Here is a 24,295-nt window from a genome sequence, read left to right as displayed (position 1 = left end):
GGCAGCGACTTCTGACCCCTTACTCTTGAAGCCAGCGACTGACATCGTATGAGCACGGAAGTTTCCAACTTGACCGCTGATCAACTCGCTACAATTCGGTCGGTCATCGTTGCGTATCATCGCAGGTCCGAGTATTGGGCCGACGTGACCGCGGTATTCCTTCGAGAGTCGAGCCGTCTTGCGCGTATTCAACGGTCAATAAATTGGCCGCCGAGCTATTTGCTGGACGCTGGCGCGGCACTCGAACTGCGAAGTTGGCAACTCTCCGGCTCGGTTCCGGAGCGGCTCCGAAATTACCCAATGTGGAACCAAGTGCTTTGCCAGGCACTCGATCGATTATCCGATCCCAATCCCGCTTGGGTGCCTACGGCCCTGCAGCAGGACCTTGCACGGGTGTGGTTTGAGGAGTCGGTGTGGGATGCCCACCGAATCCTCGGAACACCCATCCGCTCGGACGAACTTGACGTCGACTTGCTGTTCGATGCGTTCGCCCGCCTACTTTGGGACAACCGACATCTTGCAGAAACTGAGGGATAAATTGCCAGTACGCAATCAAAACGAAGGCCTGATCTACATTCGCCGCAGTAGCAATCGCCAGGAAGCGAGCATGGAAACCCAGTTGAACTGGGCTCTGCAGCAGGCGGCGGATTTGAAAGTCCATGTTGACGCTTCGATCAAGGACTTACATCACATGCTGGCCTGCGGCATGAACTCCTACAAGTCTCTCCGTATCGACGATGCCGTGACCGGATCGGACCTCAATCGAACTGGATTCTGTGCTTTGTTGGCGGATGCGACCAAGAACAAATCCATTTCACACATCTTCGCCTATCGTCGGGACCGCCTTGCTCGCCCGGAAGACGCCAGCGAAATGATGAGCCTCGAACGTCGCGTCCGGGAGGCCGGCGTGACGCTCGTCCTCAGCAACCGAATTGCGCCGCCACGTGAACGAGGCCGTCCAGACATTGCCGACGATATGCAGATGTACGTCGAATACTACCAAAGCGGTGAGTTTCTCATCGCGCTCGCTGAACGCGTGCTTGACGGCCATCGCAATCGGGCGATGGATGGCTTTCGCACTGGCGGCGTTCCGCCATACGGCTTTATTCGTGTGCTCGTGGACAGCAATGGCAAGGAACTCGAGGAATTGCCGAAGGGGAAAGTCGTACGCCAGCCCGGCTGTCATGTACGGATTAAACCCAAGGACGAAGCAAAGATTCGGGTATGGTTACTCATCCTTGAACTTAAGCACCAAGGATGGGGAGGCAAACGCATTGCAAATCACTTGAACAAAGCTAGCATCCCTAGTCCAAACGCAGGTCGTACGCGGAAGGACCAGGGCGTCAGGCACTACGTCACTGGGAAATGGAACCACACGACGGTTCTTGATCTCTGTGACAATGCCGCCATCATCGGCATGCAAGATTACGGCAAGCGAAGCGAGGGCAAATTTCGCCGCTTCGACGGCGACAAACACCGGATTCTCAACGAGTCAGACCGCCTCGACGAAAATGCGATTCGCCTAGTGAAAAACTCGGACGAGAAACTCATCAAGCGGAGCATCCAGATTGAGCCACTGTACGACCCTGCCAAGTGGCAGGAGATTCAGCGTCAAACCGAAGAGCGAGGTAAAAGCCAACGCGGGATTCCTAGGGCCAAAGACCTTACAAAGTATCCGCTTTCCACACGAGTCGTAGACCTGACGGACGGTTGCGGCGCGATCATGTACGGTCGCGAACACGGCGGCAAACGAGTTTATGTTTGTAGCCGATACATGCGAACATCTGGTTCCGATTGCAGCAACAACGAGGTTGACGGCGAAGCCTTGCTGGCCATGGCGACTGGGTATATGCGCCAATTGATCGACGTTGCTGGCGGCAGAGAAAAGATTCGCAAGAGACTGGAGCAGTTCGTCGATGCCGGACCGCCTCAAGCCGCTTTGCTTGCCCAAAATGAGTTGGCCGGACTGGAGATCCGCAAGTCGCAATTGCAACGCGACCTGCAGATGGCCGGCCGGAATTTTGCCTTGGCCCCCGACGACCAGATTCGGCAAATGGTCACGCAGCAAATTGCGGCGATCAATACCGAATTAGCGGACGTTGATGCGTGCATCCGCGAGTCTTCACTGACCGTTCCACATCAACGCGACGTTGACGGCGGAGTGGAGGCAGCCATGCACTTGCTCGATCAGTTCAAACAGGTACTGGCCGACCCAAACGCCCGCCAGCAACTGATCGACATTATCAAGTTGATGAATATGCGTGCCGGGCTCAACTTCGTAGAGGGAATCAAGGGTAAGAAGCGGAAAGTCCGTCGGCTCGCTGGCGGCGCTCTCTACTTCGGTTCCACACCGTACCCAATACCACTTCATGGCAAAGACAATTGCCAACACAGTTCCAGTTCCGAAGAATCACGGAACCCGGCGGAAGATTCTCCAGCCGAACTACCGAAAAGCACAAAAGCCGTTGGTGGTGAAGATATTACTTCGCCACCAACGGCTTCAGTTGACGTTCCTTTATGCCGCCACGAGGGCGTTTCGTTCACAAAGGTGAGTCGGGGTGACAGGATTTGAACCTGCAACCTTCTGCACCCCATGCAGACGCGCTAGCCAGGTTACGCTACACCCCGATGAAGAATGGACCCGAAAACTCGTTTCAGGTTCACTCGCCAAGCCAGGAATATCCCATATGTGGGCGGCCGTTGCAATGCGGGTTCGCGGCCGTTTCGGATGGCGTGCGGCGAGTTGGACGAGATCACTCCCGTCGATGCATCTCACCGGCCAGACCAGTTGCAATTGAGCGTTGGTCTGGTACCCTTTCGCGATTGCAACGGAACTGATCTATCAACCACATTGCTTGGGAGAAAACGCATGTCGATGTTCATTGGCGAAGGATTGTCGGGAGAAGGGAATGAAATTGCGCACATCGATTTGCTCATCGGCAGCAAAGACGGTCCGGTGGGTAACGCGTTCGCCAATGCTCTCGCCACCCAAAGCGCCGGCCACAACAATCTGCTGGCCGTTCTCACGCCGAACTTGGCCGTCAAGCCAGCGACCGTGATGATTACCAAGGTCACCATCAAGGGTATGAAGCAAGCCGTCCAGATGTTCGGCCCAGCTCAAGCCGCCGTGGCCAAGGCCGTGGCCGACTCGGTCGCCAATGGCGTGATTCCGAAGGGCAAGGCCGAAGATCTCGTCATCGTCTGCGGTGTGTTCATTCACCCGGCCGCCAACGACGACAAGAAGATCTACAAGTACAACTACGACGCCACGATGCTCTCAATCGCCAACGCGATGACCGGCAAGCCCACCGTCGACGAAATGATCGCCGGTAAGGAAGCTGCCGCTCACCCGTTCCGCGGTTTCTAAGTTAATGCCGTAGGGTGGGTCGAGCGGTCACTCCGCGAGGCCCACCAAGCTGCGCAAATGGTGGGTCTTAGGAGTTCCTTCGACCCACCCTACGTGTGCCGATGACCAAACCCAAAATCCTGCTGCAATTCGATAGCGACACTCACGCCAGCGTCTTTGACGCGGTGGTCGCTATCGACGCGGGTGTCGATCAGCTGCTGCAATACGGCGGGATCGAACTGACGCAGGTTCGCGATCTCACGCACGGCGCGATGTTCACGCGCGGGCCGCAGGATTTGCATCAAACTGCCATCTTCATTGGTGGCAGTAATGTGACCCGTGGCGAGGAACTGCTCGCCGCGGTGAAAGATTGCTTCTTCGGACCGATGCGGGTTTCGGTGCTGCTGGATGCAAACGGCGCGAACACAACGGCTGCAGCTGCAGTCATTGCTGCGGCGCGGCATCTGAATTTGGCCGAGACAACCGCGACCGTATTAGCTGCAACGGGGCCTGTGGGACAGCGCGTTGCGCGACTGCTGGCGGGCCAAGGCGCGTCAGTAAAACTTGCTTCACGTTCGGTTGATCGTGCTGCCGACGTTTGCGAAACCATTCGCAAAAAGCTGCCACAGGCGAACCTCGCGGCCTTGCAAACCAGCAATTCGTCCGAAGTTCAATCAGCAATTGCCGGTTCGCAACTGGTGATCGCCGCCGGCGCTGCTGGTGTGGAACTCATGTCGCACGAAAATCTCAACGCGGCCAATTCCTTGAAAGTTGCCATCGACCTCAACGCGGTCCCTCCCGTCGGCATTGCGGGAATCGACGCTGGCGATAAGGCCGCAGATCGGGCAGGCGTGATCTGCTACGGCGCCTTCGGCGTCGGCGGCACGAAGATGAAAATCCACCGCGCCGCCATCCAACAACTCTTTACCGCGAATAGCCTCGTGCTCGACGCCGAGGAAATTTTTTCGCTCGGCCAGCAGTTGCAATAGTTGCAGCCGTTCGCGCCAACTTACGCGGCTCTTTGCGCGCATCGGCGGTTTGCTCTAGGCAACTTCATTGCGTTTCAGTCGACATTGACGTGATCGATTCGATGATCCAGGGACGATGATTTGGCGACTTGCCGAATGGTTTCGGTTGTGCTGAACTACAACCTGCTTGGCGAACGGGCAAGATTCCTTCCAGCGGGGCAACATGAGCTATCGAAAGTCAATCTTGGTAGGACGGCAACTCTCGAACGGAGAAGTCGTAACGCTTCCCGGCGATGCTCACGTCCTCACGATTGCACCTAGTGGAGTCGATAGACTCAGAGCGGCCATCATTCCTAATTTGTTGAACTATGAGGGTCCGGCGGTAGTCGTTGATCCAACTGGTGAAGCCTATAACGCCACCGCCGATGCCAGACGCGCGATGGGCCAGACCGTTTATCGCCTAGATCCATGTCACGTTGTCGGCCCGGAATCGGATGCGATCAACCCGCTCGACCTTCTTTTCCTGGAAGGGGCGGACGCCGACGTTGAATGTCAAACGGTGGCGGATTTTGTCATCCCGCGAACTTCCATGAAGGAATGCGCTGCGTTTGGATTACTCAGCGGCGTTGTGGGTTATCTTGCTTCCGTTCCAGAGAAAAAAGGGTTCGGCAGCGTCTCGGAAACTTTTACTAGCGACGACGTGATCTATAACCTGGCCGTTGTGCTGGACACAATCGGCAAAAGAATTCCAAAGCTCGCATACAGGGAGATCGCTGACTTTTTACGCCTCCCCGACGCGGAACGCAGTCGCATCTTATTTACGGTGAACGCAAAACTAAAACCTTACATGCCGACGGAAATCGTTAAGGCGCTCAGTAAGCCTGCCATTCCAATGGATGAGCTTGTTTCAGGTCGGCCATTCACCGTGTACTTGATCATCCCGAACGATAAACTTCGCAGCTATTCGCACTTACTGCGGCTTTGGCTCCAAACGCTTATCACTTGCCAAATGCGTCGCAGAAATCCTGCCGCGTCACGGACTCTTTTCCTGCTCGACGAGAGCGCCTACTTTCCGATGTTTCCGGCTCTCGAATCCGCGATCACTCATAGCAGGGAATATGGTGTCCAAGTCTGGAACTTCTGCCAAGATATCAGCCAGTTTCGCAATATGTTCCCGCAAAGTTGGCCAACGGTATTGAACGACAGTGCGGTACAACTGATCCGAATCAATGAGCAGTTTTCTACGGTTGCCGAAGCTGCCGCTTTGTTTGGGGAGAAGGTCGAGACGTTTCGCGCGCTCGGTCGCGACGAGCAAATGGTTTGCCAGAAGGGCGTTTGTCAAAAGTTGGCGGCGCTCGACTAATTTCTGTCAGGCCGATCGCCAACTACATTCCATAGAGCTCGAAAATGCCACCAATCAGCAAACGATCAAGTTGATCCAGATAACGAATATTGAATGCTCCATCCGCACTGGTTTCGAACATTCGATAGACAGGATTGGGAACTACCACCCCTACGGCCGCAGATTTCAGGCCGTTCAAAATCTGTTTGCGGTCTGCAAACGATCCTTCCGCGCGGGCGATATTGACCAGCAATCGGACAGCCGCGGATTTCACTCCGGCACTGGGATCGCCCAAGAGTTGCAACAGATCCGGAACAAAATTGCCTTCCGCACAGCGAAACTCCAGGACAGCCTCATTGGCAGCGTCCTGCACATAGATCACGTCGTTCATGGTCGAATGCAGTGCGCGAGCCACTCGGCTAGTCACTCGTCTTAGTCTCCCCAAAAGACTTATGGCCGCTGTCCTAGCTGCCCAGTGGGGCGCGCTCTCGGCATATTCCGCCAGAATCAGTTCCCATGTTTCGGGCGGCTCTGCAAACTTTGCAAATGCCAGTGGATGCAAACGAGCCAGCGAGTCGATGGCCGTGAGCAGATGGTGAAGAAAATCGACTTGACCAGGATTGCTGCGTTCGGCCTGCAACCAGGACAAAAGCAATGCTAATACCTCATCAACATCATTAACCAGTGATGCACTCTCACGAGCGTTCTTCCAGTAGCTCAAGACGTCGACGAGTAGTTCGCCGCCAACCTGGACCATGGTTTGTTCGACGTTGTCATCGACATTGCGCAGCGAAACCGTTGACTTCTGGAACATTCGAGTCACGAACTGCAAACGACTCGGTCCCTTGCTCGCTCGGACAGCAGCTTGAGCGGTTTCAAGTAATGCCTGGGGGCCGCCGGGGAAATCGCAAATCGCAGAACGTTCGTACTCAGGCACCGACTGAATGACGCTGCGAATAAGGTCGCGATGGGGCGTTAGAGACTTGCGCGAACAATGCGCGATCCTGCACAGGCCACGCAGCAACGCTTGCTTGAAAGGCGTTGTTCCCGAGCGCAGAGCAGTGAGCAAGGTTGGAACCAGGTCGCTTTCGATCGATTCCATTTTCTTCAAGATCCACAGCTCGGGTGTGTCCGGCTGGCTGGCTGTCGCGGCCACTTCCAGCCAACGTGCTAATGCCGACGAGTCATCGTGGTGAATGTCATGAGCGATCCAGTCCAGCGCGGAACTGGCGGCTGGCCGAAGACCGCGTGTTGTTGCACCGCGCGCGGCGGCGTCGATCGCATCACCACCGACACGGCGAACTGACCAGCGACGATTCGTGTTTTGCACAGAAGGTGTTTGGCCATGCAACGCAATCGCCGCCCGCAACTGCAAGCGATCCGTCGAAGTCTCAAGCAGGTCGACCACGAGCGATACATTCTTGGCCGTAATCCGCCCTCCTTCCATTTGCACGAGCGCCAACCATTGGCCAGGACGATCCGAACGTCCTTCCCAGCGAGCAATCGCTGGCACCAAATCGGGTTGATCAAGATGCTGCCACAGACTGTCGATTCGGGTACCGCGCTCGTTGCGGTGAAGCTGGTCAATCACCCCGGCCTCACGTGCGCCGATCCGGATACCGCGTTCCATTCCGCCTGCGACCAGGCCTGCCAGCGCCGTTTGCCATTCGTCTCCCAGAAGTTCCGACCAGTCCCCGTGACCTCCAGCTTGGGCGGTGACAGTGGATTCGATCTCCCTGGCTGTGGCCGACAAATAGATTAAGCCCCACGGGAGCGAGCCGTTTGGATACGCGTGACGAAGTACACCGTTGCTTCCTGGCGCCGAGTGGGGCAGTCTCCAGACCAGAGCTCCCTCGTCGAAAGCACGTCGATACGTTTGCACTAAGCGCGAGTTGCGCAGCTGAGACTTGTTTTTTAGCCAGACATCTGGAATGACCGCAGACAATTTATCCAATTCATCATGAATTCCGGGCAAGCTTCCCCATAACAGCCTCACCTCTCGAATAGTCTCAGCCTGACGATCTTCTTCGGGTATCAAATAGATTGCTTCAATGGCATCTCGCAGTAGGGCTTCCTGATCTCCAGCGCATAAGGCCAAGCGGCAGAGGGTTCGAGCGCGATTTTCGGGATCAATTTTGTCGGCCGCTGACCGAACATTGCTCCAGAAGTTTGGGAAGAGAGACGGAAATGTCGTCAATACCCGCTCTAAAGCAAGTAGCTTCTCGTGGGGATTAGTGATCCGCGCCAATCGTATCGTCACGGAGCTGACGATTTGGTCTTTGAGTAGGTCAATTTCCCGGTCGCGTATGCCACGTCCCAGAATTGCGTTGAGAAATTTTGCCTCCCCTGGCAGGGAATCCGACAAATATTCGAACCGCCACTCGGCGCGAAAGCGAAGAAACGGGTTCTTGATATTCTCGATATGCTTCCAGAGGCGTCTTCCCCTTTTTTTGAGAAACGCTGTGGGCTGTTCGACCCAGCTACGTGCTTTGCTGCGCGAAAATGTCGAACGGTAGCCTGCCAGGAAATCAGGCCCTTGACCGGCAATGACTAGTAGCGTCTCCCAAGCGAGATCGGGGGTTTTCTTGACAAACTTACGGCAATGCCCAAGTGCGGCTCCTGCCAGAAATTGGAGTTCCTTGGGAGCTTCTGCCACCGAATCGAGCAACGCCAGGAATTGATCGACGAGGTTCCTGGCTCTCGGCTGGAGAATTGTCTGGAATGATGCCATGCGATGTTGCGCCAGATGGTTTCGCGCAGTCCCAATCTGCGACAAGGCTTCAATCATGGCTTCGACAGGTTGGCTCATCTGAGCGCACTGGCAGGCTACATCGGCGTCACTGGTGACTCCCGAAAACAGATAGGACCAGTGTTCGGCATCGAGCGTCGCCCGCGCCGCGGGGGAGGCTGCCGCTACAAACCGCTGCCCTGCGCAGCGATCGCTGATCTTGAGTGGAGGGCAGCCGCTAGCCAGGAGTATTTCTTGAGCGACGGCCAAGAGATCGAGTTGGTGCGATTCCGCGGCGCGCTCCGGAATGGTGCGCAGGATTGTTTCTGCAGAACGGACCAGAGGCTCCTGCAAAAATCGATTGAGCCAGGCAAATCGGTCCAGCGCGCTCCGCACCATCGCATCACTGTCGCTCCGCTTGGCAGCGTCTAAAAGTCGCGGGAGAACGTCTTCTCCCAGCGCGGCTAGTCCGACCAGCGCTTCAGCGCACTCCGCCAGCTTCAGCGGCGGCTGCGCTCCATCCCACTTCTTCTTCAATATGGGAATTAAATCGCGAGCATTTTTTGTCTTCGCCGACAGCAATGTCTGGATCTGGTGACTTAGTTCCTTGTCGGCGAGATCATGGACGATGTCGCGGGGTGAAAAAGCGAGCCAGGGCCCGATAGGAATCTCTATCGCGGGAATTTCCGATACCGCCGCGAGTTCGCCAGATTGGATGGTTTCATCAGCGATTGCATTTCGCAGTTTTTGCTGCTGGCTGGCTTTGAGTCGGTCAAGTAACTGCACATGTCCCAACCCTCCATACAACGCAATCATCAGCCACAACCAGTCGTTGTCACCTTGAATGTGATCGACAATATCGGGATGGCCTTCCAGAAAGTTCCGCATCGGCAACTCGCTGGCGAAAGTGCCGCTCGAAATAGCTTCTCTAGGCTCCAGCCAAGGAAATGCCGTGGGGCGATCGCACAGCGCCATCAACAGCGCGCGATGAACAGGGAAATCGTGGGTGCGACGATCTTCATGAACAGCAGACAGCAAAGAACGGATCTGGTCCGGTGTAAACCAGCCGAAATGCATTAGGAGAGTGGCAGCCGCTGGCGCTAACGATTTAGGAGCCGTCTTGTCGCCGATCGATTCGGCAATGGTTCGCGCGACAGTCTGAGCGTGAGCGCCCGCTCGCAAAACTGAGAAGGCTCGCTCGATTTGTTCGCGCAATGCCGCGCCGGCGTGTTGCTGGTTCAGGCTGTTTGCATAGGAGGTCAACAACTGAATTGCCGTTTGCCGGACAATTTCTGCGGGCAAATCTCGCATGTCGGGGAATGCGGCAACCACGAGGAGCGCTGCTTGAGGGATGAGCGCATCCGGACCATCGGCCGACAAGATCGCGCGCAGCAAAGCCGACCGTTCCTTGGCCCCCCACAACTCATCGAGCATGACGAAACCCAAGGCCAGTAACAGAGGCTCGCGCCAGATTGGATCGTCAAGCCGCTGAATGACTTCGCCCGCCGCGGTCTTCTTGTTCGCCAGGAGATGGCGAGCAGCAAGAAATTCTTGAAACTGGCGGTGATAGAACTTGTAGTTGTCTGGACCAGCTTCCACGAGCAGGCCAACGTGGTTTCCGATCGTGCTGAGCATCCCTTTGCGGACGGACCGCGATCGCTGTTCACCGCGAAACATGGTCAACGGTAAGTCGATGATTTCACCGATCTCTTGCAGCCCGACGAAGCCATTGTTGGTCACATCGGCTTGCATTTTTGCGGCCAGCGGCTCGAGCGCGGCGTAGAGTTCGTCAGACTCCAGCTGATATTCCTGGCACGGTGGGCGCTTTCGCCAGATTTCGATCAGGTTATCAACAACGCGGGCATACAGACCGGCACGCTGATCTGGCAGGTGACGATCCTTCCAGAAGACGATGGCTAGAATTGTTACCAGCAGCGGCGTCGTCGCCAATTCTCGCACTGCGGGTCGCTGATCGTTGTAAATTTCCGCAATCAAATCGTCGGCCACAATGCCAGGGCCTTCTCCCTCCAGTAGTCTGGGATTGACTGCATCAGTCCACAGTTTTGCGAATTGCTCGACGGCAGGGCGTTGCATATCGAGAATGTTGAAGTGAGCACACGATGCGCGCAAGGGCCGCGCTTTGTACCCGACATAGCGGCTGGTCACGATCACCTGGTTGCCACCCGCATTGGCGGGGAACTGGGATTCGTCGCTTGAACTCTCATCCACGTGGTCGTGGATAAACTCTTGAACTTTGCGCAGCACCAGATGGCGATTTCCTTCCGGAAGCTCGTCCAAGCCATCCAGAAAGATGACTGCCTGTTTGCTCTTGATGTACGTCTTGAAGAGCGCATTTCGCTCGTCGGCGGTGCAGTTATCATTGAGGGCCTCGGAGTCTTTGTCGTACCCGAGATACTCGATCAGTTGTTTCTCCGGTAATTCCTGCTTTTCACGCCGTGCCAGCTCTTTGGCGTAGTGAGCAATTCGCAGAAAAATGGGGAGCCGCGCTGGCCCCAGATTGACGGTAGCGTTGGAGTCTTTCACCAAGGTGGGATCAGGCTCGAGCTTGGCTAAGGGAACCTGCACAAATTGTGGCTTGCGCTGATTTACTTGCTTTTGAAAGCTTCTGGCAAATTGGAGAGCCAGCCAGTGACCTAAGGTCGATTTGCCACTTCCGGGCCCGCCGAGCATGACCACGCGTCGATATTGACGGAACACGTCTCCCAGGGTTCGCACCTCTTTGACGGCAGCTCGTTTGGCGGCTTCTTTTTTCGGGCGAATCTTGCGGCGGATATTTCCTGACTCAATTTGATCCAAGAGTCCAGGATCAACTTCGCTGACTGACGAAACCCCCGCCTGTTCCTGGACCTCTACCGCGTGAACTTCCGCTTCATTCTGCATGTCGTAGTTCGTATCGGGGTCTGCCTTGAGAGCGATGTAGACTCTTTCCAAATCGATTTCCAGCGATTCCGCTTCCCGAATACCTTCTAATTTCAGGCGGCCATAAGTTCGCATCAGCGACCGCAGGTAGGGCAACAAGCTAGCCGGAGGCGGTTTGCGATTCTCGGTGGTGATGTTTTGCCAGGCGTCGTAGAGCGAAGTTATCGGCAGAAAAACTGGAGGCTGCTCGTAGTGAGTTGCATTCAAGGCGCTGAAAGGATCCGTCTGACCAGCAAAGTGCATGATCCTAGTCAGTTGGGCGTTCACGGCAGCTTGCGTTTTGCCTAACAAGCTCTCACCGTCGACAGGGCCAACACCGATATCGTTGATCGTCAGCGGCGACTCGCCATCGTCGCCGCCCGAATTGGTCAACTGCAGTGAAAACGTGCCGGTGCAATCCTTGTCGGGTGTAACCCGTTTCGCGGCAGCGATCATACCCAAGGCAAACATGCCGCCGGCCGACTTGCCCTTCAGCGCGATCGCCCGTTTGTCGACGAGTGTCAGACGCAGCGTCAGCCGGTCGGCCTCCGTTTTTGGCCGTTGGCTTTCCATCGATCCACGACACGTGCGCCAAGCGAGATTCAAACTGCTCGTCATGTCGTCGTCGAAGGCCACGAAGCCGCTGTCGACTGGATCCAGATAGGCTCCGCCGGTTTCCAGGGTACAAGCCGCCCTGAGCTTGCCGACCTGCCCGCCATTCCTGGTATCTCCTAAGAAGCAGATCTCCTTAGGCAAGTCGGTTGCCGAGACCGATCGAGAACTTCCCGCCGAGGGCATATCCTGACGCTCCCACAGATAGTTCAGGGTACGGCGGAGCATGAGCCAACTTCCCAGCGTTACGGGAAACTGCCCTCGAACGCCTTGGAAGATAGCGTCGACCGCGTGAAAGGATTTCGTATGCCCGGCAGGATCGCCGACGGGATCCCGGCCCAGCCGCGATTCAATCAGCACTGTTCGACAAAACGCCCAGAATTGCGAAAACGCATCTAGTGCGGCTGCGCCATATTCCAACATCTTTGCCGGCGGGGCGACGGCCCGCTGCGGACTCCAATCGTGTCCTTCATGAGCTGCTAAAGTCGAGTTCGTCAGGGCGCGGACATAGGCGGCAAACTGCTCTAGCTCCGGCTCGCTCCCCAGTCGGGACTGTGTCCAGGCGTGGGCGAGCTGACGTTTGATATCCACTTCTAAAAGTTTGGACAGGGCTTTTTGCTCGCCCTCGTTCAGTTTTCGATTGCGAGCGTCTGTCAGGATCCAGCACGGCCCACGCAGCCAGGCCTGAAAAAAAACGTCCGAATTCCAACCGGCGTTTGGCGCCTGGATGAGCCCAGCGGCCGCCAATAAGGAAGCAGGAAGCTGCGACATGCGAGCAATATCGTAAATGAGGGGCTAAAACGTCATTAGCGGGGCGGCTTATCCCCGGAGTCGAATATATCAAATGCTCGATCCCCGAAAATTTTTCCTCAATGACAAAAAAAATAGCGACTTGCGGCCTCTAACATCTGGGCCCCCATATCAGCCATCTGTTCATGGAGAACGAAATGACAGGAAATTCGCAGCACAATCGACGAGTCAGTCTCAGCGATTTGATCCGCTTGGAGCGTGGTGAAATCGTGGATTCGACCGAGCTAAGCTGGCTCTTGCGGCAATCTAATGAGGATTCGTTGACAAGCGTTTGGTCAAATCTCTTAGGTAGCGACGAGGAATGGAGTGACGCGTCTGCGGCACCGTCAGAGATCCAAACGTGGCTGCAGCAGCTCCTGGCAGATCTATCAACGTCTCGAATTGCTCGCCTCGAGTTGAGCGATTCACAGCGCCGCGATCTGCACGATGGTCGGTCGATCACTGTCGAGATCGCGGGCCTCGAAGAGGCCAACTGCAAGTTTTCTCCCGCGCCAAACGGCGTGTGTGAGGTCACTTTCCACGGGCTGGCCGGTAAGCTGCGGCCGTTGAACTTCACCTTTGCTGCGGTTTCCGCACCGACTCGTTTTCCTGAACTGGTCCAAGCCGAACTGCCGTTGCAATGGCCGAAAGAAGCGTTGGAGGAGAAAGTTCTCCGAGCTACCCGAACCGAGCCGGCCGCCCATCTGGCGGAAATGGTGGATTCCCTCGCGTGTCAATCGTCAGATCGGACCAGGTCCCCTGCGGACCTCAAGCTCAATCATCTCCAGCTGAATTCGGTAGAAGTGCAAGCCACTGCAGCCGAGGGTGAGCTTGCGCGAGCGGTTTCGCTGGCGGTCGAATTCACCATCAACGGCGCCAAGGTGGTTCACCAACAGAACCTAGTGCTCAGTGCGGCGCCCGCAGACCCGGGCAAGCTCGTTGCCGTGTATGACATTCCATTTCCCGCTGGAGCAAAATTCGGCTTCAAGCTGGTTACTGCGCGCGAACTGACGCCAGAGGAATTCAGCAGACTCGACACCGATACGGTCAACGAACTCCTATCTCATGGGTCCAACGAAGCCTTACCGCTCGAATTGCTGGGCGAAGGCAAATTCGCAGTTCGCCTGGACGCCTTACTGGCGACACAAACATCGCAGACGATGTTCTTACGCTACACGGACCAAGGGCAGTCTGCGTCGGCGGGGCCGCTCGGACATTCGGCGGATGACCGAGCGGTGAAAATTGCATTCAACGCACTTTTTCAATCCCATTACCCCGCCGCCCATTCATTCGCGAACTACCTGGCATCCCCGCCAGCTCCGGCTGACGACATCCTGCAGCAAGCTGCGCTGAATGCCTTCACGGGCTTCACCAGCCTTGTGAATAAAAGGCCGATGGAGCAGATCAAATTGTTTTTCGGTGGTTGGTTCAACGTGATCATGACGCGCGCCGCTCGCAGGATGAGTGGCTATCGGAAAGTGAGAGGAGTTGCGAATGCCGCCGAAACCGGACCCAAGCCAAAATTCGGCCATCCGTTCCTGGCGATGTTGAATTCTGATTCGAAGGCCACTTCGAATGAAACCGAATCTGTTGGGATCGTCGAAAACTGGCCTGACTCCCGCACCATGACAGCCAGCGAGGAAGTTCAACGGCAGCAAGATGTCGAGCACTTGCGGGATGCTCTGAATCAACTCAGCGAAAAGGAGCGAGAAGTGCTCCAATTGCGTTATTTCGAAGGTCTCAAGCTGAAAGAGATTTCTGAAATAACAGGCATTCCCATGGGAACCCTGGGGAACTTTCTGAACCAAGCGAAGGGAAAGCTGCTGACTCACCTTGGTGGCGATGAGCAGTTGGGAGCGCAACGCTAATTCACCTCTCTCGTTTGTCTCCCCGCAATGATCTTTGTGCGGGAATTTTGGCGAAAGGCGAATACGGAGAAAAAAGAACGGCGATGTGCCCTCTAACTACCAGGCTCGCAATTGTTGCTGAGCCGCAGTTACGTTCTCAGGAGCATCTCTATGTCGCCGACACGCACTATTTCGCCGCCAAACTTGCCAGCCGATCTGCCAGCCGATCTGCCAGCGAATCATGATGCGGAACTCGCCGCTGAATTGAGGAGACTTCAGCGGGAAGAGCAGATCGTTCGTGATCGGGATCGCCAAGTAGAGCTGACTCAGCAGCGCGAACGCGCGCGATACGACTGAGCTCAGAGCAAACGCCATTTCTGCCGCTCGCACGGCGAGCGGCTCGCCACACTTTCGTTTTCGTGAACGAACTACCATCATGCGTGATGTGCGACTGACGATTTCTGCCGATGCCTGGCGGGGCGTGCAAAAACTTCTCCACGATCACCAGCGTTTTCTCGTCGCGAAAATTCGTTGGCGGGCAACAAGGTCGGGCTCTGAGGCGCTCGTGGACGTGGCGCACATCATGGCCGAGGTCCCCCGCGGCGGCGACCGGCCTCCACTCGATGACTTTCTCGTCATCGGAGTCGAGAATAGCGAACGACTCGCCAGCTCGGCGGTCGAATTGATGCGCAGAGTGCGCCCCCAGAGTTCGCAGGCGGCGATTACGCTTGTTCTTTCAACGACGACTCTGGGGCATTGGGACGGCGCGGTTTCTCTCGAAGGCAAGATCGATTCACTTGGTGGCTTTCGCATCACCGGGCCCGGGCCAGTGGAGGTTTCTCAACAAGCGCCGCTGGCGGAACATGATTCAACCGGACTCTTCAGCCGGCTGCGCGGCGCCGTGGGTGAGACCGTTTATCAAAGATTGCGACGTGCGGTTGTCGTTCAGATCGGCGCATCGAGAAATGGAGCTCTGTGCGCGCAGATGCTTGCGTCGCTTGGGATCGCTCGGCTGCGCTTGTGCGATGGAGATCTTTTACAGCCCGAGAACCTCGATGGCATGCCAGGCGTGAGCCGGGGATCGATCGGTCGTCCCAAGGCGGAAGCTGTTGCCGATACCATCCTGCGTGCTCGCGACGATCTCGCTGTGACGTGCGGAAATTACTCGGTACTCAGTCCAGAAGCCGCAGCGTTGTTCGGCGAATCGTGTGATCTCGTGGTGACCTGCGTAGACGACGATGCCGCTCGGGTTGCGGCGGGGTTGCTTGCGAAGAAAATGAATGTCGCACATTTGGACATTGCCACGAGCGTTTCCAATCGTCCGACATTACCACATGCGATCATCGGCGACTCGCGATTGTTTCTGCCGCGTCATGGCTGCTGTGCCTGCACGCCTCCTCTGACGCCGGAGGAACGTGAAAGCATTCTGTATCGTCTGGCTGCGCCCCCGAACACACTGCAGCGAGGAACCATGCCGGCCTGGTCCGAGCAGCGAGCTGGCAGCCTGATCACCATCAATGCCGCAACAGTATCGGCGGGCATCGGTAGTTGGCTCGATTTACTGGCGGGCACACTCCGCACCAGTTTTTGGCAGCGGTTGGACTGGATTCCAGGCGAAGGTCTACGGCTGAACTCAGCCGCCGTCGATGCAGCCAAGGAGTGCCCCTTTTGCAAAGTGGGCGAACAATAATCGCCGCAGCATGCGACAGCTCTTATATTGCTCGTTTTACTTTCGGCGCAACGAGGCGATTCGGCATCCAATGGCAAACGACTCCACTTCGGGCTTCAGCTCTCCCTTGGGCGCTACGGTGTACGACGAGGGAGTGAATTTCAGTCTGTTTTCTCGTCATGCGACCGGGGTTGAACTGCTGCTATTCGACGCCATGGATGACGTCTCGCCGAGCAAGGTCATTGCGTTTGATCCGGTACGACAGCGATCGTACTACTACTGGCATCTGTTCGTGCCAGGGCTCAAAGCGGGGCAGCTCTATGCCTATCGTGTCACCGGTCCCATCACGCCGCAGCGCGGCTTGCGGTTCGACGCGGCGAAAGTGTTGCTCGATCCGTATGGTCGCGGAGTTGTCGTGCCGAGCGGTTATTCGCGGCTGGACGCCTGCCAGCCAGGTGAGTGTGCAACACCAGCGATGAAGAATGTGGTCGTCGATCCAAGTCAGTATGACTGGGAAGGTGATCAGCCGCTGCAACGTCCTGCCGCGCGAACGATCATTTATGAAATGCACGTCCGCGGGTTCACTCGCAATCCGAATTCCGGTGTCGCCGAAGATTTACGCGGCACGTATGCAGGGCTTATTCAGAAGATTCCGTATCTGCAGAAGCTGGGGATCACCGCTGTTGAACTGCTGCCGGTGTTTCATTTCGATTCGCAGGATTGCCCACCCGGCAAGGTGAACTACTGGGGATACGCGCCGATTTCGTTCTTCGCGCCGCATCCCGCCTACAGCTCGAAGGCCGATCCGCTGGCGGCCATCAATGAGTTTCGTGACATGGTGAAAGCGCTGCATCGCGCGGGAATCGAAGTGATTCTCGATGTGGTGTTCAATCACACCGCGGAAGGAGACGAGCGCGGGCCAACGCTCAGTTTCAAAGGCATCGATAACACGACTTACTACACGCTCGAGCAAGGCGGCGAGCGCTACGCCAACTACACCGGTTGAGGCAACACCCTCAATGCCAATCATCCGATCGTCCGGCGGATGATCATCGATAGCCTGCGCTACTGGGTGCAAGAGATGCACGTCGACGGCTTTCGCTTCGATCTCGCCTCGATTCTCACGCGCGATGCCGCTGGTATTCCGCTCCCAAATCCACCCGTGCTGTGGGACATCGAATCCGACCCGGTGCTGGCAGGTACCAAGCTTCTGGCCGAGGCCTGGGATGCAGCGGGACTGTATCAGGTGGGGAACTTCGTCGGTGATGCTTGGCGAGAATGGAACGGTCGGTTCCGCGACGATATCCGCGACTTTGTGCGAGGCGAACCGGGAGCGGTTCGTAAACTGGCCGATCGACTTGTTGGCAGCCCGGAAATGTACGGTCACAAAGAGCGTGAAGCCGAGCAGAGCGTCAATTTTGTGACCTGTCACGACGGCTTCACGTTGAACGATCTGGTCTCTTTCAACGAGAAGCACAACGAGGCCAACGGCGAAGAAAATCGGGACGGTGCAAACGACAATCGCAGCTGGAACTGCGGCGTGGAGGGGCCCGCTGACGATTTGGCGATCGAACGCGTTCGCAATCGGCAGGTGAAGAATTTTTTCACGATTAACTTACTTGCGTTAGGCGTGCCTATGCTGCTCATGGGTGACGAGCTACGCCAAACGCAGCACGGCAACAACAACGCCTATTGCCAGGATAACGAACTGAGTTGGCTCGATTGGTCGCTCTTGGAGAAGCACGCCGATGTGCATCGATTTGTCAGCCTCCTTTGCAGTCGGCGAGCGCTGCGCCAGGTCGATCATGAACAGCAGCGGGTCAGCATCAATGCCATGCTGCGTGAGGCCAACGAGTCGTGGCATGGAGTGAAACTCGCTCAACCCGATTGGGGTGATGACTCCCGCAGTTTGGCGCTGAGCGGTGAGCTCAAAGCCGACGGGTTGGTTTTCCATATCATGCTGAATTCATACTGGGAGTCGCTGGACTTCGAACTTCCCGATTTGAAAGGCACACCTTGGCGGCGTTGGATCGACACGTCGCTCGATTCACCGCTCGATATTTGTCGCTGGGAAGATGCTCCCGCGCACGCAGGAAAGAGCTACCGAGTTGTCGGCCGTTCCGTAGTCATGCTTTTCGGACTCAAAACGCCTGCAGGGTAGTAAGTGCCGATTGTTCGATGCTGTGTTGTAAGGAGCATGAGTCGCGAAGAGTTCGACGACTTTTTAAGAAAGCGCCCCGTGTGCGCCCGGGCACCTGAACTTGAAGGCCTCTCCCTCCCCCAAATTCAGATGCCGGGCAGCAACGGGCGATACAAAAAGGACTGCTGCTTTCCAGCGATTAGCTGGCGACTTCTTGTCAATTTCATCAGTCCGTAGACTCGAATCGTTCGAGCCTATGTTCAATCTTTGTCTTGGGCCGGTGCGCCCGGGCACCTGAATTTACGGGCCTCTCCCTCCCATAAATTCAGATGCCGGGCAGCAACGGGCGATGTCGGGTAGCTAACTCAAAGCTTGTGCGGTTGTCCTGCGTTTCGCAGGAGCCTGTGCGTCCGGGCACCTGAATTTGCGGGCCTCTCCCTCCCTCAAATTCAGGTGCCGGACAGCAACGGGCGATATCAAAATTTCGGTGATGTGCGGTAGGAGCCAGCGTGTTCGCGGCTGATAGCCTGTGCGTCCGACATCTGAATTCGCGGGCCTCTCCCTCCCTCGAACTCAGATGCCGGACAGCAACGGGCGATATGGTTGAATTGCTCGTGGCACTCGCTGATTCAGCGGCCGTGTGCGCCCAGGCATCTGAACTTGAAGGCCTCTCCCTCCCCCAAATTCAGATGCCGGGCAGCAACGGGCGATTCGGTGCGTTTCAGTTGGTGTGTGGCAACCACAGGAGCACTGGCTGAGAATCTCAACCGGCAGGCTGCAGTTCCAACTCCACTGAAATTGTGCTGACGGGCAAATCTTGTCTCATGTGTATTCAGCACATCGGAAGAAAGTGTGAAGGTTTGACTTCTTCATTCTTTCGTCTTCGTCGCTGACGTTTCCAGCATATTGCACGCGCTGTGCCAATCGAGAAGTGCAATCGACGCCGAGAATTGGACGCAAAGCACAAGTCATTTCTGAATAAAGTGTTGCAGCAGGTTCACTGCTCGCAATATTTTTCTCTGCGGTTTGCGCATATTCCTGACTGACGCGGCATTTAGCGGCGCGTGCCTAAACGATAGGCAGAACTTGCTGGTATGATCCTCATATTCCCCAGCTTTTAAGGCCGCGTTTCTGACCCCGCTTCGACCCCGCACCACGGCCATCTGAGATGGTTCGCACCCGTACAGTCGCGTGCCAACTGCGCCCTTTTGACGCAGTGAAAACTAATAATGCGACAATCCGCATAATTTTGCTGCATTTGTCTTGACTGAGTGTGCGCCGGCGACGACCTTTAAAGCCGGATAGCGGACGTTCAACGCCCCTTATGCATGCAGCACCTCCATTTCGATTTTTTTATTTTCTAGCCGAGCCGAGGGAACGCAATGGTCGCAAGGTTAAAGATGGGCAGACGGAGTAACCAAGGATTTACCCTGGTCGAGCTACTCGTGGTAATTGCCATCATCGGGGTGCTGGTCGCGTTGCTATTACCAGCTGTGCAGGCTGCTCGCGAAGCGGCTCGCCGCAGCAGCTGCAGCAACAACATGAAGCAGCTCGGCTTGGCAGCTCACAATTTCCACGATACCTATGGCAACCGGTTTATGCCTGGTTCAGCCAACGACATGAACGAGTTCGGCACCTCAGCTACGACTGGCTGGGGATCTTCGTGGATGGTGTACATGCTCCCTTACGTCGAGCAAGCGAATGTCTACAACAAGTGGCAGTTCGTGTCGTCCAGCGGCTACACGAACGCCAATAACGCTGCGGCAGTCAATGATCTCAAGATCAAAGTCTACCGCTGTCCATCGAGCGCGGTGCCCGAGTTTTTCACCTCCGGTGGTGCGGCGGCCCGCAAGATGATCGTTTCATATACCGGCATCTCGGGCTCGGCGATTAACACATCAGGCACTGGCGTCTATCCGCAAGGCTGCTGCACCGCGACAGCCTCGGGATCGCTCGCGTCGGACAACGGCGTCTTCTATGCCAATAGCAAAACCGGCTTTTCGTCGATCACCGATGGCTCGAGCAATACGTGGATGATTGGTGAGCAGAGCCGCCACCTGCTCGACGCCAGCCAAAAACCTGTCACTGCTCCGTTTAACAGCTGGCAGAAGACTGGCAACAGCGGTGGCCGATATGGCTGGACGATGGGTTCGGCAGTCGGTGCAACTGAGACTCAAGCTACTTGGAGTGACAAGCGACACTTCAACTGCACGGCAGTCCGTTATCGGATCAACCAGGTTGGGTTCGCTGGCGACGCCGCCAGCGGAACTTCGGATGATGTGGGTGCCAACTTCCCGATCAGCTCTTACCACCCGGGCGGCGCCGTGGTGCTGCTCGCTGACGGAAGCAACCGCGTCTTCACCGATTCGACCGACACCACCGTCATCCACGCCTTCTGCACGCGCGACGGTGGCGAAACCAATCCTTAGTAGCTTTGTTGTCCGCATCGCACGGACGTTTCTGACCGGGCGCTGAGAAGTGCAGCGCCCGATCTCTTGCCGAGAGTCGGCATTTCTCTTTCAGGATCGAAAGTCGCATTCATGAAGTCGTTTGTCTCGTTGGTTATTGGAATGGCCATCGTGGCGATTGTCGGCTGTGGCGCGGGGTCAAATAAGCTTCCCTCACAAGCCGAGATTGCCGGCACGGTGACGCTGGATGGGATGCCGATGACCGGCGAACTTCGCTGCTATGTCGGCAACGAGCCCCCAATCACGTTGCCTGTCAGCGGAGGCGCTTTCACTGGCAAGGTCTTTGTCGGCGCCAATCGCATCGACGTTTTGAGCACTGTCGATGGCCCGCCTCACCCGATGGATCCCACCGAGCGGGTGAAGGTCAACATCGTCGATCCCAAGTTCTCAGGTCCCAACTCGCCCTTCAAGCAGGATGTGCCTGCCGCGGGGTTGAAGGATCTGAAATTTGAAGTCACATCGCGCCGCTAGGCGGTTAGCCTGCCGGAGCCCGACTGAGCGAGAAAATTGGTAAGAGCAGGCCCATCGCGATGCCGCCGACGACCACACCCATAACGGTAATCATGAGGGGCTCGAGCATTGTCGTCGCCGATTTGATGGCGATGTCGACTTCCTTGTCGTAATGTCCGCTGACTTTGCGGAGCACGTGATCGAGTTTGCCGGTGTCTTCGCCGGCGGCGATCATTTGCACGAGCGGGCCGGGAAAGAGCGGGTTGCCGAAGAGGGATTCACTGATGCTTTTGCCTTCGGTAACCAGGTCGAGCGCGTGCAGCCAGATTTTTTCGTAATGGACGTTCGACGAAACATCGGCAGCCAGCTTCAGCGCGTCGAGCATCGACACGCCGCTTTCGACCATCGTGCCGAGCGTTCGCACGCTGCGGCTCAAAATCACCTTGCGGCACAGCGGTCCAATAATCGGCGTGTGAATGGCGAGCCAATCGAGAATCGACCGGCCCGTCGGAGTTTTGCGGCCGACGAGAAAAATCACCAGGCAAACGACCACGCCGATCAGCCAGGCCCACCAGTAATCGAGCAGCGCGCTCGAAACGGTCATCAGCACTACCGTCATCGGCGGCAGCTTGATTCCCTTACGGGTGAATAACGGCTGAAACTTCGGCAGCACGTAGGTGAGCAAGAAGATCGTCACACCCGTCGCGAGGACAAGCATCACCGTGGGATAGGCCAGCGCGCCGCGGACCTTCTGCATCGTCTCGAGTTGATTTCGCATGTACTGCGAAATGTTCTCGAGCATCTCAGCGAGCGTACCGGTCTTTTCGCTCGCGCGGATGAGTGCGAGATAGGTTCGATCAAAATATTTGGGATGCCGCGCAAGGGCTGTCGAAAAATCCTCGCCCCCTTCCACATTGGCTTTCAGGTCGAGCAGGACTTTTTTGAGCGTGGGATTGGTTTCTTGCTTGGCGATACTTTCGAGCGCGACCGACAGCGTAATGCCGGTATCGGCCATTACCGCGAGCTGACCCGTGATGTAAACAATGTCGTTCTTCCGGACACGCGGAGCCAGCAACGGCCCGGCGTCGCTCTCTTCTTCGAGTTCGACAATCTGCAAGCCGTCGCGGCGCAGCTTTTGAATGGCTTCTTCGCGCGACGCGGCTTCCACGGTGCCATCTTGCGTTGCGCCGAGTGGATCGCGAGCCGTGTATTCGAAAGTGAGAGTGGCCGTCATGTTCATTCACCGCTTACACAAGTGCAGCGGCGACCTCCCGAATTTCGGTATCGCTGCCCATCGATTCGCCAGTGATCTGAATCACTTCTTCCACCGTCGTCAGACCTTCGCGCACTTTGCGAAAGCCATCTTTCCGCAACGTGACCATGCCATTGTCGAGGCCGATCCGCTTCAACTCCGTCACCGAGGCTTCGGCGACAACGGCATCGCGAATGCGATCGTCGATGATCAGCAATTCATGCACACCGACACGGCCGCTGTAACCGGTGTTGCGGCAGCGCTTGCAACCGGCGCCCTTATAAAATGTGTCCATGCCGTAGCCCATCCGCTCGAGCGATTTTCGCAGCGGCCTCGGCGGCTCATACGCAGTGCGGCACTTCGGACAAACGCGGCGAACCAGTCGCTGCGCGAGAATTTGATTCAACGCGGCGGAAATCAAAAATGGTTCCACGCCGATGTTGACGAGTCGCGTGATCGCCGACGGCGAATCATTGGTGTGGAGTGTGCTGAGCACCAGGTGGCCGGTGAGAGCGGCTTGGATGGCAGTGCGGGCCGTTTCTTCATCGCGAACTTCGCCGACCATGATCACGTCGGGATCTTGCCGTAGCAGCGTACGCAGGGCCTTCGAGAACGTCAGGCCGACGCGCTCTTGCACTTGAAACTGGTTGATCAGCGGTAAGTGGTACTCGATCGGATCTTCGACCGTGCAGATGTTGTTCTCCATGCAGGCGATTTCGTTCAGCGCGGCATAGAGCGTGGTGCTCTTACCGCTACCGGTCGGGCCCGTCACGAGAATGATGCCGTTCGGCGCACGAATACCGGCTTGCAGTGGTTCGAGCACATCTTCGGCGAAACCGAGGTCGCGCAGATTCAGCGAAACGCTGCGCGTGTCGAGCACGCGAATTACCGTCTTTTCGCCGCGATTGCCTGGAAATGTGCTGATACGCAGATCGACCTTGCGGCCATCAAGCATCACGTGCACGCGACCATCTTGCGGCAAGCGACGTTCGCTGATGTCGAGCGACGCCATGATCTTGATACGGCTGGTCACTGCATTGAGCAGGTTCAGCGGCACTTCGAGCGACTTATAAAGTCGGCCGTCGATGCGATAACGGACCCGCATGCAACGTTCGGCGGGCTCGATGTGAATATCGCTGGCGCCTTCTTTCACCGCGTTGTAGATGACGTAGTTCACCAGCCGAATGATCGGCGATTGGCCGGCGATTTCGGTGGCATCGCCGATGTCGTCGATCGCCGTTTCGATGAGCGTCACTTCGCTCTGATCGTGATCTTCGATGATGTCGTCGATGACAAACGTCTTGCTGTCCGGCAGCGTCGTGATCATCCGCCGGATGTCTTTAGGCGAAGCGACGACCACCTGCACTTGCAGGTTCGTGGCCCGGCTCATTTCATCGAGCAAGAACAAGTTGGTCGGTTCGCTGAGCGCAACCGTTAGCACACCGCGAATCTTAAACAGCGGAAAAACCAGATTTTTCTCGATGTATTCGCGCGGCAATACCTCGACGATCTTCGGATCGGCCAGCCGCGGTTCGAGCTTGGCATAGGGCAGGACATAGACCTGCGCGAGACATTCCGTCACCTGGTCTTCGGTGGCGAATTCGCGCTCGATCAGGATTTCGCCGAGCAGTTTCGTCCCATTCGAACGCTTCTGCAGATCGAGAGCTTCCTGCAATCGCTCGAGCGTGAGCACGCCCTTCTCGACGAGAATATTTCCCAGCCGCGGCGGTTGATTGCCATTGAACATGATGCGTGCTTTAGGCGG

Annotated in this window: 14 protein-coding genes and 1 tRNA gene; 10 read left to right on the top strand and 5 right to left on the bottom strand. The window is 56.6% G+C overall.

The window, feature by feature from the left end:
* Positions 1-481 precede the first annotated feature (481 nt).
* Positions 482-2,572, top strand: coding sequence for a recombinase family protein (locus M9Q49_RS13120; protein ID WP_254509203.1), 2,091 nt, complete (start codon positions 482-484; stop codon positions 2,570-2,572).
* Here M9Q49_RS13120 and M9Q49_RS13115 read toward each other — a convergent pair.
* Positions 2,554-2,628, bottom strand: a tRNA-Pro gene (locus M9Q49_RS13115). The two genes, M9Q49_RS13120 and M9Q49_RS13115, sit on opposite strands and share 19 nt — an antisense overlap.
* A gap of 241 nt (positions 2,629-2,869) precedes the next feature.
* On the opposite strand from M9Q49_RS13115, the gene fae reads away from it, so the two are divergent.
* The 3 genes from fae to M9Q49_RS13100 all read left to right on the top strand — a co-directional run bounded on the left by fae (position 2,870) and on the right by M9Q49_RS13100 (position 5,677).
* A complete protein-coding gene (gene fae / locus M9Q49_RS13110; RefSeq protein WP_254509202.1) occupies positions 2,870-3,367 on the top strand; it encodes a formaldehyde-activating enzyme in 498 nt (165 codons plus the stop codon).
* A 101-nt stretch (positions 3,368-3,468) separates the two neighbouring features.
* Positions 3,469-4,335, top strand: coding sequence for an NAD(P)-dependent methylenetetrahydromethanopterin dehydrogenase (locus tag M9Q49_RS13105; protein ID WP_254509201.1), 867 nt, complete (start codon positions 3,469-3,471; stop codon positions 4,333-4,335).
* Positions 4,336-4,537: 202 nt separating this feature from the next.
* Complete coding sequence (locus M9Q49_RS13100; RefSeq protein WP_254509200.1) at positions 4,538-5,677, top strand: type IV secretory system conjugative DNA transfer family protein; 1,140 nt, start codon at positions 4,538-4,540, stop codon at positions 5,675-5,677.
* Between the two features lie 22 nt (positions 5,678-5,699).
* On the opposite strand, the gene M9Q49_RS13095 is transcribed toward M9Q49_RS13100, so the two are convergent.
* Complete coding sequence (locus M9Q49_RS13095; RefSeq protein WP_254509199.1) at positions 5,700-12,686, bottom strand: NACHT domain-containing protein; 6,987 nt, start codon at positions 12,684-12,686, stop codon at positions 5,700-5,702.
* 164 nt (positions 12,687-12,850) lie between these two features.
* Here M9Q49_RS13095 and M9Q49_RS13090 point away from each other — a divergent pair, with 164 nt between their 5' ends.
* Positions 12,851-14,572, top strand: a complete 1,722-nt coding sequence (locus M9Q49_RS13090) for an RNA polymerase sigma factor (RefSeq protein WP_254509198.1) — start codon at positions 12,851-12,853, stop codon at positions 14,570-14,572.
* A 96-nt stretch (positions 14,573-14,668) separates the two neighbouring features.
* Here the strand turns inward: M9Q49_RS13090 and M9Q49_RS13085 are convergent, their stop codons facing one another.
* Positions 14,669-14,926, bottom strand: coding sequence for a hypothetical protein (locus M9Q49_RS13085; RefSeq protein ID WP_254509197.1), 258 nt, complete (start codon positions 14,924-14,926; stop codon positions 14,669-14,671).
* A 61-nt stretch (positions 14,927-14,987) separates the two neighbouring features.
* On the opposite strand from M9Q49_RS13085, the gene M9Q49_RS13080 reads away from it, so the two are divergent.
* From M9Q49_RS13080 to M9Q49_RS13060, 5 genes are all read left to right on the top strand, one after another.
* Complete coding sequence (locus tag M9Q49_RS13080; RefSeq protein ID WP_254509196.1) at positions 14,988-16,241, top strand: ThiF family adenylyltransferase; 1,254 nt, start codon at positions 14,988-14,990, stop codon at positions 16,239-16,241.
* Between the two features lie 70 nt (positions 16,242-16,311).
* The gene (locus M9Q49_RS13075) at positions 16,312-17,226 is read left to right on the top strand and encodes an alpha-amylase family glycosyl hydrolase (protein ID WP_254509195.1); all 915 of its coding nucleotides are present in this window, start codon (positions 16,312-16,314) and stop codon (positions 17,224-17,226) included.
* Positions 17,227-17,265: 39 nt separating this feature from the next.
* The gene (locus M9Q49_RS13070; protein WP_254509194.1) at positions 17,266-18,381 is read left to right on the top strand and encodes a hypothetical protein; all 1,116 of its coding nucleotides are present in this window, start codon (positions 17,266-17,268) and stop codon (positions 18,379-18,381) included.
* Positions 18,382-19,742: 1,361 nt separating this feature from the next.
* A complete protein-coding gene (locus M9Q49_RS13065) occupies positions 19,743-20,789 on the top strand; it encodes a DUF1559 domain-containing protein (protein WP_315861173.1) in 1,047 nt (348 codons plus the stop codon).
* Between the two features lie 111 nt (positions 20,790-20,900).
* Entirely contained in the window at positions 20,901-21,299 is a 399-nt protein-coding gene (locus M9Q49_RS13060; RefSeq protein WP_254509192.1) for a hypothetical protein, read from the top strand.
* 4 nt (positions 21,300-21,303) lie between these two features.
* Here the strand turns inward: M9Q49_RS13060 and M9Q49_RS13055 are convergent, their stop codons facing one another.
* The gene (locus M9Q49_RS13055) at positions 21,304-22,512 is read right to left on the bottom strand and encodes a type II secretion system F family protein (RefSeq protein ID WP_254509191.1); all 1,209 of its coding nucleotides are present in this window, start codon (positions 22,510-22,512) and stop codon (positions 21,304-21,306) included.
* A 13-nt stretch (positions 22,513-22,525) separates the two neighbouring features.
* The gene (locus M9Q49_RS13050; RefSeq protein WP_254509190.1) at positions 22,526-24,277 is read right to left on the bottom strand and encodes a GspE/PulE family protein; all 1,752 of its coding nucleotides are present in this window, start codon (positions 24,275-24,277) and stop codon (positions 22,526-22,528) included.
* Positions 24,278-24,295: the final 18 nt, after the last annotated feature.

The organism is Anatilimnocola floriformis, from assembly GCF_024256385.1.
Classification (GTDB): Bacteria; Planctomycetota; Planctomycetia; order Pirellulales; family Pirellulaceae; genus Anatilimnocola; species Anatilimnocola floriformis.
This window is presented reverse-complemented; position numbering and strand designations above follow the sequence as displayed.